The following is a 12,740-nucleotide window of genomic DNA, read 5'->3' on the forward strand; positions in this document are numbered from 1 at the left end:
GGACTACTCCTAAGCGTAATATTGGCCAAAGCGGTTTGCCAGAACATCGGATAGCTTAAAGTTCTCTTGAAGGACTAGTCCTCTGTATTCATTTTCTTGACCTAGTACCAAGTCGACTACGGCACATACCCCAGATGCGGTACTTACTTGAATTGCAGACCATTCAAGTCCTCGAATGATTTCAGGGTATATTTTTTTCACATAACTTTTTTCACTTAACTCACCTTGTTTAAGTCCTTCAACTGTAACGTAAACTATGACGATGTCTTGGTAAGTTTTAGGAATAGCTTTCTCCAAAATCCTCTTTAAAGTGGGTCTGTCCTCATTCAAACGCAAGTCATTCATTAATAGACGCATTTTTTCGCAATGTCCTGGATAACGCATCGTTTTGTAGTTCATAGACTGCACTTTACCAGCATACAATTCACCAAGACTTCCTAATCCACCGGAAGTATTGAACGCCTCATATTCACAGCCGTCTATTTGAATGGACTCTAGACCTTCTAAAGGAGCAACTACAACATCCTTACCCCCTTCTATAGCGTAGCAAGGGTTGCCATACTCATTGATGACTCCGTCAGTTGACCAAGTTAGTGAATAATGGAGTGCGTTATTTGCTCTTTGAGGCAGTGCACCTACTCGCAATTGAGCGTGATAACATTTGTCAAACTCTTGCATTAAACTATTTGCTGCAATGCTGATAAACCCAGGAGCTAAACCACATTGTGGTACAAAGGCTGTTTCCGCATTTTGTGCAATTTGTTTCACTGCCTCTGTAACTGAAGTATCTTCAGTCAAGTCAAAGTAATGTGCTTTTGCAGATTTCGCTGCATTTGCAACATGAACGTTTAAAAAATAAGGAAGGCTTGAAATTACAGCGATGATATTGTGTTTTTGTAAATACGCTTGTGTAGATTGCTCATCTTTGACATCTAAAGCTACCGTTTTAATCTCAGGCAATGCTTTTAAGAGCCTATTTACATCTGAACCATTAAATTCGACATCTGCCAGGTGTACTTGATAGGAACCACTATTTGCCAATAAACAGGCTATTAAACTTCCAATTTTTCCCGCACCAGTTATCATTACGTTATACATACATTCCGTCTCCATTGTAAAACCCGATCATGCTACACAAAATATTTAAGGTTGGATAGAGCTAAATGGAAACCATAGTCGAAGGGAACACTATCTAGGGGACGGTCCCCAATGGGGCCGTCGCCGTTTCTACGCTCCATTTTCCACTACCCAACGATACCACTCTTCACTCCGCTCAATTTATGCATGACTTCTGATGTAATAAATATTGACCCAATGACAATACTCCATTATCTTCACCTATTTACTATTAAGATACAGATATATAAATGACACAAACCGCTGTAAGTACCTCCTATGCACATAAAACTGTGATACGAAGCGGTTTACTAAATTATCTATTTCTTTCTGGTTTACTTAGCGCTTTAGGATTTGCACCGTTTCATTTACCTGGACTAACCATTCTCAGCTTAGCATTTTTATTTGCTACGTTGCTTTCAAGCAACACCAAACAAGCAGTAATGAACGGACTCTTCTTTGGGTTAGGTTATTTTGGATTTGGTGTTTCATGGGTTATTGTCAGTATCCATGATTATGGTGGGTTAAACTATTTAGCATCGGGATTCATAACTCTTTTATTTATTACATATCTTTCATTTTACCCAGCTTGTGTGTCTTTCTTATTCAAACGATTATCGGTAAATGCTGCTCCAATTGTATCAATGTTACTCTTCAGTGTGCTTTGGTGTTGTAGTGAATGGCTTCGTTCAAACTTGTTTACCGGATTCCCTTGGTTAATTATTGGGACCACTCAAATCGATACCCCCTTACGCTCATTAGCACCTATATTTGGATTGTCTGGGCTAAGTTTGCTATGTTGCTTTGCAGCAACCCTACTTTGTTATGCCATAAAAGAAAATTCCACTAAACGCTATATCTACTTGTGCCTGTTTGTTTTGATCTTAATTGCACCCTCTGCTCTAAAAAATATTCAATGGACTCAAGTTAAAAATAATCCGATTTCTGTGGGAGTTATCCAGCCGAATTTATCCATGCGGGATAAGTGGGATGAAGCGTTGTTTTGGAATTTATTAAAATTTTATGAAAACACCACTAACCATCTTCTAGGTACTCACCTAATTATACTACCCGAGTCGGCTATACCCCTACCAGCAAGCTATCTTGAGGATTATTTAGCAAAAATGAACTACCGTGCTATAAAATCGAAAAGCTCGATTTTATTAGGTATCCTTAAGCCAGCCAATTCAGAACAAAGCAGCTTTTACAATTCAATTATTAGTTTAGGCAAGGCAAGAGGAGAATATCTTAAGCGTCAGTTGGTTCCTTTCGGGGAATACATTCCACAACCATTTGTTTCAATCAATCGATGGCTCAATTTACCCGAGCCAAATATTGTGAAAGGTCAAGCGAGCCAACCGTTAATCCATGTAGGCCCTCATCCTATTGCTAGTTTAATTTGCTATGAAATTGCATACCCTAAGATCATCAGAAAGCAACTGCCCTTAGCCCAATGGATTGTTTCAATTAGTGATAACGGATGGTTCGGAAAATCACTAGCTAGCTACCAGCAACTTCAAATGGCTCAAATGCTATCATTATTAAGTGGTCGATACCAAGTGGTTGTAAACAACGATGGCTTATCATCAGTTATTAATAATCAAGGTGCTATTGTAGATAGCCTCCCCGCTTTTCATTCAGGAATATTAAAAGCAACAATTTACCCTTATGTTGGTTCAACTCCATGGACAATATGGAATGAAACACCATCGTATGTTTTCTGCTCTTTTTTTCTTGTTTTTATACTTTTTTTGCATTTTAAAGCACTCACAAAGAAATAATCTATTGCTGGCAGGGACAAGAGGCGGTATTCTTAGCGATTCTGTGTTATTAATTTATTTGGACTATGGATAATATCTATCGCCCCCAAGAAGTTGAAGAACAAGCTCAACAATATTGGAATAAAAAACAATCATTTAGCGTTACTGAAGATCTAAACAAAGAAAAATTCTATTGTTTATCCATGTTTCCATATCCAAGTGGAACATTGCACATGGGGCATGTTCGAAATTACACATTGGGTGATGTTATTGCTCGCTATCAAAGAGCTCTAGGAAAAAATGTTCTGCAACCTATAGGTTGGGATGCTTTTGGACTACCTGCCGAAAATGCAGCAATTAAAAATAAAATTCCACCGGCACAATGGACTAAAAAGAATATTGCAGCAATGAAAGAGCAATTTCTACGGCTAGGAAATGCCTATGATTGGAAACGTGAAATTGCTACCTGTGACCCCGAATATTATCGTTGGGAACAATGGTTTTTTATTCGTTTATTTGAAAAGGGCTTGGTTTATAAAAAGAACTCTATTGTAAACTGGGACCCCGTTGATCAAACTGTCTTAGCGAATGAGCAAGTTGTAGATGGTAGAGGATGGAGATCTGGTGCTTTAGTCGAGCGTAAAGAAATTGCGCAATGGTTTATTAAAATTACCGCCTACGCCGATGAGTTATTAAGCTCATTAGATTTATTGGATGAATGGCCAGCCCAAGTCAAACAAATGCAAAGAAATTGGATTGGAAAATCCATAGGTACTGAAATCTATTTTAATGTTAAAAAACACTCAAAAAGACTTAAAATTTACACAACAAGACCCGATACTTTATTCGGAGCTACCTATCTTGCTGTAGCAACAGATCACCCATTGGCTAAAGAAGCCGCGTCAAGAAACGCTGACGTACAAGCTTTTCTGGATAGTTGCCAAGGTACAAAAATGGCTGAAGCTGAACTTGCAACCATGGAGAAAAGAGGGATTGCTACAGATTTATTGGCTATCCACCCAATAACAGGTAAAGAGATACCTATTTGGGTAGCCAATTTTGTTTTGATGCAATATGGCTCTGGAGCAGTAATGTCGGTTCCAGCACATGATCAACGGGACTGGGAATTTGCTAAAAAATATCAGTTACCCATTATTCAAGTGATAAAACCGCTAGAAATTGATCATGACTTTGATAAATCCGCATACACTGGTGAAGGAACACTGATTAATTCGGAACAATTTAATGACTTAACTTCCATGCAGGCAATTGAATCCATAACCAATTACCTTGAAGAACACGATTCAGGAAAAGCAACGATCAATTATCGTCTTCGCGATTGGGGGGTATCCAGACAACGCTACTGGGGTGCTCCGATTCCGATGATTATTTGCGAACAGTGTGGTACGGTGCCAGTTGCTGATGAAGACTTACCCGTTATTCTACCTGAAAACGTTGATTTTACCGGCTCTGGATCACCACTAGCTCAATGCAAAGAATTTGTTAATGTTTCTTGTCCAAAATGCGGTCAAGATGCATCTAGGGAAACAGATACTTTTGATACATTTGTTGAATCATCTTGGTATTACGCCCGATTCGCCTGCAAAGGACAAGAAAATGCAATGCTAGATGATAGAGCAAAATACTGGACTCCTGTGGATCAATACATAGGAGGTATTGAGCACGCAGTGATGCATTTATTGTACGCTCGTTTTTTTCATAAATTAATGCGCGATGAAGGATTGGTGAATTCAGATGAACCATTTACAGCTCTCTTAACACAAGGCATGGTTCTAAAAGATGGACATAAAATGTCCAAGTCAGTTGGTAACGTGGTTGATCCTAATAATCTCATCAATACCTATGGTGCAGACACAGCTCGCCTATTCGTCATGTTTGCAGCACCGCCTGATCAATCCCTGGAATGGTCGGATTCAGGAGTAGAAGGTGCACATCGTTTTCTTAAGCGAATTTGGGCGTTCTGTCATCAGCACTTAGAGATGCTTATTGACATTAATGATTGCATACTCAGTGGTAATGGCAATGTGGATTGGCAAAACACAGATGCTCGTTTAAAAAAATCAAGGCATATCGTGCATCAAATTTTAGCTCAAGCAAGCCACGATTATGAGCGAAATCAATTCAATACAGTCGTATCAGGTTGCATGAAGTTATTTAATGAAATAACAGACTATTCGATTGAAACGGAAACCGATAAATTTTTTATTCATTCAAGCATTAGCATCTTGCTAAGGCTTCTAGCTCCAATTACGCCTCATATTTGTCATCATTTATGGCAACAATTGGGCTTTGAGAAGATTATAATTGATACACCATGGCCTAAAGTAGATAAGAGCGCGCTTAAGACAGACGAAGTGGATTTTGTGGTACAGGTCAATGGTAAGTTAAGAGCTCAGTTTACTGCAAGTGTAGATGCTTCCGAAGACGAACTAATCGCTGAAGCAAAAAAACATGCTCATAACTTTATAGCGAATCAAACCATTAAAAAGGCAATTGTTGTGCAACACAGGCAATTGATCAATTTGGTTATTGGTTAAATGAAACGTTTTGTAGCCCTATTGATATCCCCACTGCTTCTATTTCTTGTTGGGTGTGGATATCATCTACGTGGGGTTTCAGAAATTCCGCAGTGGTTGAATAACATCACTATTATTTCAAACGATGGGAATAAAGAGCTTATCTCTTTACTCAATACCATTCTTGAAGGGTATAACATTGAAGTTAACCCAGATCCAGCCACTGCAAAGTATTGGTTGGTCATTAGCAATGTCAGTGTACAACAACAAATTGTTAGTGTAGGCGCAAGCACCAATCCAAGGCAATATCAGCTCATTTTAACCGTTGGGTATTTATTACAAACCCCTAAAGGTGACATAATAAAACCTAGACGAAATGTTATTATAAACCGACAACTTACTGTAAATAACGATCGTATCTTAGGCTCAAATGAGGAGGAAATGATTTTGGTAAGTGAAATGCGAAGAGATGCTGTGATTCAAATTTTAAATCGTTTGAGCCGCTAAAATAATGCAAATAAATCAGCAAATGCTGAGGTCTCACCTACAGAAGAAGATATACCCTGTGAATATTATCATAGGCCAGGATATTTATCTTATTGAAGAATCAATTGTTACTTTAAAATCTACCCTACATCAATTAGCGAGCTGTGATGTAAAAAACCTAAGCATTCAGTCGCCAGAAGATTGGAATAATCTTGTGCAAGAAGCGAATCATTATTCCTTGTTTTATGACAAAGTTATTATCATCGCTAACTACGATAAAAAGACTCTTGATAGTTCGGGTAAAAAGCAAATTAATGAATACCTAAACTCTATCAACCCGCGCTGCACTATTATCCTAAAAGCTGTCAACCTAAATTCAAAGCAATTATCATGGCTAGCAAATAACAATCATGTATTAGTCGTTGTTGCACAATCCTTGTCCCCAGATGCCATGAAAAAGTGGATTAGCCAAGAGTTATTAGCGAAAACATTTCAATTTGAAAACAATGTACCTGAACTAATCCACCAATACACACAGGGCAACATGCATGCTGCTGCACAGGTTATCGAAAGACTATCCTTGGCTCATAACTCGAACTGCATGCTTACGCTCAAGGAGACCTCGGAGCAGTTGGCAGACCAATGCGATTATTCCCTTTTTGAGCTAGTCGAAATCTGCTTAGCAGGTCAAGTAGACAAAGGTATTCCTATTTTAAAACAATCAGCAAACAACAAAACTGAAGCTACACTTGTCCTATGGCTTTTTACACAAGAAATTAGAACTCTTATGCAATTGCAATTCCTTACAACAAAGAGGTCAATGGATTTTCGTAAAGCCTGTGGTGAATTGAATATATGGACTCAACGCATAAATCTTTACCAGATAGCTTTGCAACGTCTAAATATGTCTACTTTACGGCAATTACACCATTATTGCTGCATTCTTGATAATCGCATTAAGTCTGGTCATGGTCAGCAAGTGTGGAATGGTTTGGACGTTTTATTTCTTTCTCTTTGTATGGGTAAGCTAATAGGTGATGCATGTACAGTATAGCTCTTTTTGGTGGTGCTTTTGATCCAGTCCATAATGGACATATCAAAACAAGCCTTTCTGTTCAGTCACATTATCAATTCGATGCCTTTTTTTTTGTTCCTTGTAAAAGCCCAACTATTAAAGCAGAATCCATAGCTTCTCCCCAACAACGACTTGATATGCTCGATTTAGCAATCAAACCCTATCCTCAATTCAAAATTGATACGCGTGAAATTGAACGCTCCTCACCTTCCTACATGGTTGACACTTTAACTAGTTTTAGAGATGACCATCAGGATGCCTCACTAACGTTAATAGTTGGTTATGATGCTTTCTTAAGTTTACCAAAATGGCATCAATGGGAGGCATTAATCTCGCTTGCTAATCTCTTAGTCATCAATCGTAATCAGTATTCTAACGAAAAATTACCTGAAAAATTAGAAATTCTTTTAAAGAATCACAGGCAAGACGATCTTGCGAACATAGTGGAATCAAAATCAGGTATCATTCAGTTTTATGATGCTGGGAACTATGATCTATCTTCTTCAGCGATTAGACATTTACTAAAATCTAATGCTGATTTAGTGTCTTACGAAATACCCAAAGAAGTACATGATTACATTAAGTTGCAGGGACTGTATCAATAATATTCTCTGTTTGATCCACTGCTTTAACTTGCTTAATAAACTCAGGTAAATGACTATAGAGCAAGTCCACAACAGGATCAAAACGCGCATAGAGTTTCGATTTTTGAGAGTATTCCTGGTACGGCAATGAGGTCATTTTCACGGCAACCATAATTAATGCAACGATAAAAACGCCTCGCAGGAAACCAAACCCCATACCCAGAGTTCTGTCCGTTCCACTCAAACCTGCGCGTTTTAAAATGAAGCTTAAAAAAGCATTAACGATACCACCCGCTAGCAAAGTACCAAACAAAATAATGATAAATGCTATAGCTGTTCTAATTGATTTTTCTTCAACATATGCACTGAGCCATGGATCAAGACTTTGCGAGTAGTGAAAGCCTAACCAAATCGCTAAAATCCATACACATAATGCGACTAGCTCTTTAACAAAGCCCCTAAATAGTCCAGTCAATACAGACAAAGCAATTACAGAGACAATAGCTATATCAACCCATTGCAATGGCATAATTAACTAACTCCGGTGTTCACAATAAAGCCATTCAATTGCATGGCTTGAGACAATTGAGTTTTTAATTTTAGAACTTGGTTTCTGTCAGGAGAATGGCCTACGAAGACTTTGTACATAGGACCTGTTCTACTAGTCGTTTTAATGAAGCTCGCTTTATAACCTCTGCTTCGCAATCTATTCACTAGCGATTGTGCGTTAGCAACTTGTGAAAATGAGGCCAACTGTAAGGCATAAACGTCCTGCTTAGCTAAAGCTCTATTAGCTGGCTTAGGAGTCGATTTTGATGCTGCCTTGCTTACCTTAGCCACTGGTTTAGGTTTATCTACTTTAGCCACAATATTTTTTGGTGTTGTAGTTTTTTTAGCTGCTATTGCAACAGTTTGCTTTGCCTTAGATTTTGCGGCAGTATTAATTGCTAATGTACTGGAACTTGAAGAAAAAACAGTTTTCTTGATATTCCTTTCTTCAGCTAATGCTTTGGTACTGCTTGCTCTAACAGGAGCAGTACTAATTGGCTCAGCACTGACCAATCTTGGAAGCTCGTCATGTTGCCCCTCCGAAGGGATCTCCGCCTTGGACACCTTTATGGTTTTGAAAACTTCTTGTTCATCTGTAACCACAACATCTGGTGGCAACGGCTTCGGCGGTAGTTTAACATTGACCGAAAAGTTACCTTCAGGACCCTGATTGGATTTTTTTATCAAGGCAGGAGCAAAAATCGCTGCCAATGAAATAATAACGGCTATACCAACCAAGCGATGTTTCACTTTTTCATCCATTACTAGTTTCATTGATTCTCCTTTACCCCATAAATTCTGTTTGTGCTGTCATGACCTGACTTACCGTATAAAATGAACCATAAATAACAATCAAGTCCCCCCTGACTGCTTGGTGTAACGCAAATTCAAAAGCAGAAGTTGGGCTATTATAACAAGTTTTTACTACAATTTCTGCATCTTTAAAAGCGGCCAATATAGACTCCGGACTAGCAGCTCGTTTGTTATCTAATTGTGCAGGATACCAGTGATCAACACAATCCCTTAAAGGAAAAATTAAAGAAGGCAGATCTTTATCCTTTAACGCTGAAAACACTGCATGAATTTTATTAGGCCACTTTAAGCCAGTGAGTTTTTCTGCCAATAATCGAACTGATTGGGCATTATGCGATACATCAAATAAATAACTCACTTCTCCTTTAACGAATTGCAAGCGTCCAGGAACAGACAATGACTTTAATGCTGCTGTTATGTGTTTTTGCTCAATGGGCAGGTCATTTTGTAACAAATTTACCGCTGAAAGTGCTGCAGCAGCTGACTTTAACTGAATGTTTGGTTTAGGTAACTGCTCGTACACCGTCTCGCAGTACTTATAGCCCCAATCAGCATCTCCCTCCTCAATAAAATAATCTTGGTTATACACTAAGAGTTTTGATTTCATTTGCTGTGCTGCCTCGAGGATGCTCTTAGCAGGGCTCTCATCAGCATAAATAATTGGCTTACCCATTTTTATGACGCCGGCTTTTTCGCTGGCAATTTTTTCAATCGTATTTCCTAAGAATTCCTGATGGTCAAAATCGATGGTTGTAATAATCGCAAGATCATTATCAATAATATTCGTAGCATCCAACCTACCCCCAAGTCCTACTTCAAGAATAACAAGGTCCAAATCACATTGTTTGAAATGCCATAATGCGGCTAAGGTAGTCATTTCGAAATAAGTGAGTGGAGTATCTTTACGGTTGAGTTCTATATGCAGGAATGCTTGACAAAGCTCCTCATCAGAGATCATCTGAGTATTTACGCGAATTCGCTCATTAAATACGAGCAAATGGGGTGAAGTATAGGCACCAACATGATAACCAGCTTGGGTGTATACCGCCTCTAGTGCTGAAACTGTAGAACCTTTACCATTTGTTCCCGCAACAGTAATTACTTTAGCTGTTGGGTGATTTAAACCAAGATTTTCAGCCACCTTCCGAATACGGTCTAATCCTAGTTGAATTTCTTGACTGTGACGAGTTTCAAGGTACTTTAACCAGTCACTAACCACCCACTTTTTTTGCATTTTAGGCTACAGCATTCCCTAATACTTGATGAGTGAGTTTAGACACTAATTCAGCAATGGTTGGTCTTAGGTTTTTACGGTCCACTATCATATCGATATGACCATGTTCCAACAAAAACTCACTTTTTTGAAAACCTTCAGGTAATGATTGTCTAACCGTTTGCTCAATAACCCTAGGGCCTGCAAATCCAATTAAAGCATTGGGCTCAGCAATAATTACATCCCCGAGGCTACCAAAACTAGCTGAAACACCACCCATAGTAGGGTCTGTTAACACAACAATAAAAGGCAGACCTGTTTCGGAAAACTTCGCCAGGGCAGCGGAAGTTTTTGCCATTTGCATAAGCGAGAATAAACCCTCTTGCATTCGAGCTCCACCACTTGCTGTAAAGCAAATATATGGGCGTTTTTCAGCCGTCGCAATGTTAATGGCTCTAACAAATTTTTCACCCACGGTAGCCCCCATCGAGCCACCCATAAAATTAAACTCAAATGAACTCACAACGACCGGCTGTTGCATGAGAGTCCCTTTAACAACGATTAAAGCCTCCTTTTCACCAGTGGTTTTTTGAGCTTGAGAAATTCTATCTTTGTATTTTTTGGAGTCTCTAAATTTTAATCGATCAATGGGCTCAAGATGAGCAGCAATTTCCTCTTGCCCTGTCTCATCAAGAAATTGTGCAATACGCAATCTGGCGTTAATTCGATGATGAAAACTGCAAGAAGGACAAACCATTAAGTTTTTTGCAAGTTCAGTGCTGTAGAGTACTTCGTTACATCCTAAGCACTTGACCCAAAGACCTTCAGGAACCCCTTTTTTTTGAGTAGTTTCTGTTCTCACTCTGGAGGGTAGTAATTTTTTTAGCCAACTCATACTGTGAAACCTATCTTATTGCAAATGCAGGTATTTTCTCATTATTAAACGTTTAATTCCATACTCTCTCTACATATTGCCGTTAAAGTTTTCAAAGTCCTCTTTTGTGAAAAAATCAAGATCAAGTCTAAAGTTTTTTTTTCCATATCCGATAACTGAGTTGGGTACAGTGAATTCATAACAACAATGAATTGACTGGATAATAAATGTCCCAACCAGGGATTCAGGTCTGAGGAGACTTATAATGGCTCAAGTAATTAATACCAACGTTTCGTCGTTAATCGCGCAACGTAATTTAAATATGTCAGGTAGTGCAATGCAAACCTCCATTCAACGCTTGTCTTCTAGCTTAAGAATTAACAGTGCTAAAGACGACGCTGCAGGGCTTGCAATTTCTTCACGCATGACCTCACAAATCAGAGGTATGAACCAAGCTGTCAGAAACGCTAACGACGGTATTTCTCTAGCGCAAGTTGCTGAAGGTGCTATGCAAGAAAGTACCAACATTCTGCAACGTATGCGTGAATTGTCTGTACAGTCTGCAAACTCAACCAATAACTCTTCTGACCGTGCTTCATTGCAAGCAGAAGTAATACAATTACAAAGTGAGTTAGACCGTATTTCACAAAACACTGAATTTAACGGTCAACGCATACTTGATGGTTCATTCTCCAATGCTAGTTTCCAAGTAGGTGCTAATGCAAGCCAAACAATTACCTTCAGTATAGGTAGCATTAAAGCATCCTCAATTGGAGGAATTGCACAATCCACAGGTAACGAAGTGACTGGTGCTGCTGCAACTGACATTACCATAGCAATAGGTGGTGGTGCCGCAACTACTGTGAACTCATCAGCTGGCTTCACTGGCTCATTAAACGGCCAGGATGCAACATCTGCTTATGCTAAGGCTAGAGCAATTAATGATGCAAACGTAGCTGGTTTAACAGTGACTGCATCAACAACTGGCGATCAAACTGTTGGAGCAATCGGAGGTACAGCTGGAGATACTTATAACTTAACCATTAACGGTGTTGCAATCTTCACCAACGAAGACGTAGCCACTGCATTAAGCAACTCTGCTTTAAGAGATGCCATCAACGGGGTAAGCAACCAGACTGGTGTTATTGCCTCTCTAAACGGTGGTGATATGACATTAACCGCCGCTGATGGTAGAAACATCACTGTTACAGAGAGTGGTACTGGTTTCACAGCTGGTACAGATGGTCTAACTGTAACTGGGGGTGATTTTGATGGTGCATTACGCGGTACATTAACTGTTAGTGCTTCAAACTCAATTACAATTGGCGGTACAGTAGCAACGATAGGTCTTGCTGCTAGCATTGCTAGAGACTCACTCGGCGTCGACTCTATAGACATCAGTACAGCAAGTGGAGCTAACACAGCGATTAAGAGAATCGATGCGGCTCTTGATAGCATCAACTCAAACCGCGCAAACATGGGTGCTTTGCAAAACCGCTTTGAAAGCACAATAGCCAACTTACAAAACGTATCAGACAACTTGTCTTCTGCAAGAAGTCGTATATTAGACGCTGACTACGCTGCGGAGATGGCTAATTTAACTAAAAACCAAATCTTACAACAAGCTGGTACAGCAATGTTGGCACAGGCAAATAGTATTCCCCAATCCGTGCTCTCATTGTTAGGTAGGTAGGATGTGGCAATCGAAGTGCAGCAATAGCTGCACTTCGATT

The 12,740-nt window shown here is 39.3% G+C and carries 11 protein-coding genes; 6 read left to right on the forward strand and 5 right to left on the reverse strand.

What is annotated here, in order from left to right:
- Window positions 1-9: 9 nt before the first annotated feature.
- The gene (locus Lwal_RS04065) at window positions 10-1,098 is read right to left on the reverse strand and encodes a saccharopine dehydrogenase family protein (protein WP_058479641.1); all 1,089 of its coding nucleotides are present in this window, start codon (window positions 1,096-1,098) and stop codon (window positions 10-12) included.
- 269 nt (window positions 1,099-1,367) lie between these two features.
- On the opposite strand from Lwal_RS04065, the gene lnt reads away from it, so the two are divergent.
- The 5 genes from lnt (at window position 1,368) to nadD (ending at window position 7,579) form a co-directional block, all read left to right on the forward strand.
- Complete coding sequence (lnt, locus tag Lwal_RS04070) at window positions 1,368-2,897, forward strand: apolipoprotein N-acyltransferase (protein ID WP_058479642.1); 1,530 nt, start codon at window positions 1,368-1,370, stop codon at window positions 2,895-2,897.
- 65 nt (window positions 2,898-2,962) lie between these two features.
- A complete protein-coding gene (gene leuS, locus Lwal_RS04075) occupies window positions 2,963-5,434 on the forward strand; it encodes a leucine--tRNA ligase (RefSeq protein WP_058479643.1) in 2,472 nt (823 codons plus the stop codon).
- Complete coding sequence (locus Lwal_RS04080) at window positions 5,435-5,920, forward strand: LPS-assembly lipoprotein LptE (RefSeq protein WP_058479644.1); 486 nt, start codon at window positions 5,435-5,437, stop codon at window positions 5,918-5,920. It abuts the gene before it with no gap.
- Window positions 5,921-5,978: 58 nt separating this feature from the next.
- Complete coding sequence (gene holA, locus Lwal_RS04085; RefSeq protein ID WP_231951033.1) at window positions 5,979-6,953, forward strand: DNA polymerase III subunit delta; 975 nt, start codon at window positions 5,979-5,981, stop codon at window positions 6,951-6,953.
- A complete protein-coding gene (nadD, locus tag Lwal_RS04090) occupies window positions 6,941-7,579 on the forward strand; it encodes a nicotinate-nucleotide adenylyltransferase (protein ID WP_058479646.1) in 639 nt (212 codons plus the stop codon). Before holA ends, nadD begins: the two co-directional genes overlap by 13 nt.
- Here the strand turns inward: nadD and Lwal_RS04095 are convergent.
- The 4 genes from Lwal_RS04095 to accD are packed head-to-tail and all read right to left on the reverse strand — an operon-like array spanning window position 7,554 to window position 11,028.
- Entirely contained in the window at window positions 7,554-8,087 is a 534-nt protein-coding gene (locus Lwal_RS04095; RefSeq protein WP_058479647.1) for a CvpA family protein, read from the reverse strand. The genes nadD and Lwal_RS04095 overlap by 26 nt on opposite strands.
- Before the next feature lie 2 nt (window positions 8,088-8,089).
- Window positions 8,090-8,881 (reverse strand): SPOR domain-containing protein, encoded by a 792-nt coding sequence (locus tag Lwal_RS04100; protein WP_058479648.1) that lies wholly within the window; start codon window positions 8,879-8,881, stop codon window positions 8,090-8,092.
- A gap of 10 nt (window positions 8,882-8,891) precedes the next feature.
- A complete protein-coding gene (gene folC / locus Lwal_RS04105) occupies window positions 8,892-10,154 on the reverse strand; it encodes a bifunctional tetrahydrofolate synthase/dihydrofolate synthase (protein ID WP_058479649.1) in 1,263 nt (420 codons plus the stop codon).
- Between the two features lies 1 nt (window position 10,155).
- A complete protein-coding gene (accD, locus tag Lwal_RS04110) occupies window positions 10,156-11,028 on the reverse strand; it encodes an acetyl-CoA carboxylase, carboxyltransferase subunit beta (protein ID WP_058479650.1) in 873 nt (290 codons plus the stop codon).
- Window positions 11,029-11,272: 244 nt separating this feature from the next.
- On the opposite strand from accD, the gene Lwal_RS04115 reads away from it, so the two are divergent.
- Window positions 11,273-12,700 carry a flagellin N-terminal helical domain-containing protein gene (locus tag Lwal_RS04115; protein WP_058479651.1) on the forward strand — a complete coding sequence of 476 codons (1,428 nt, stop codon included), beginning with the start codon at window positions 11,273-11,275 and terminating at the stop codon, window positions 12,698-12,700.
- Window positions 12,701-12,740 lie beyond the last annotated feature (40 nt).

The organism is Legionella waltersii (assembly GCF_001468085.1).
GTDB lineage: Bacteria > Pseudomonadota > Gammaproteobacteria > Legionellales > Legionellaceae > Legionella > Legionella waltersii.

Bases quoted from the DNA above. Each gene is read 5' to 3' on its own strand.
- nadD (WP_058479646.1), top strand. From the start codon at position 6,941: ATGTACAGTATAGCTCTTTTTGGTGGTGCTTTTGATCCAGTCCATAAT.
- folC (WP_058479649.1), bottom strand. From the start codon at position 10,154: ATGCAAAAAAAGTGGGTGGTTAGTGACTGGTTAAAGTACCTTGAAACT.
- Lwal_RS04080 (WP_058479644.1), top strand. From the start codon at position 5,435: ATGAAACGTTTTGTAGCCCTATTGATATCCCCACTGCTTCTATTTCTT.
- Lwal_RS04065 (WP_058479641.1), bottom strand. From the start codon at position 1,098: ATGTATAACGTAATGATAACTGGTGCGGGAAAAATTGGAAGTTTAATA.
- lnt (WP_058479642.1), top strand. From the start codon at position 1,368: ATGACACAAACCGCTGTAAGTACCTCCTATGCACATAAAACTGTGATA.
- leuS (WP_058479643.1), top strand. From the start codon at position 2,963: ATGGATAATATCTATCGCCCCCAAGAAGTTGAAGAACAAGCTCAACAA.
- Lwal_RS04095 (WP_058479647.1), bottom strand. From the start codon at position 8,087: ATGCCATTGCAATGGGTTGATATAGCTATTGTCTCTGTAATTGCTTTG.
- accD (WP_058479650.1), bottom strand. From the start codon at position 11,028: ATGAGTTGGCTAAAAAAATTACTACCCTCCAGAGTGAGAACAGAAACT.
- Lwal_RS04100 (WP_058479648.1), bottom strand. From the start codon at position 8,881: ATGAAACTAGTAATGGATGAAAAAGTGAAACATCGCTTGGTTGGTATA.
- Lwal_RS04115 (WP_058479651.1), top strand. From the start codon at position 11,273: ATGGCTCAAGTAATTAATACCAACGTTTCGTCGTTAATCGCGCAACGT.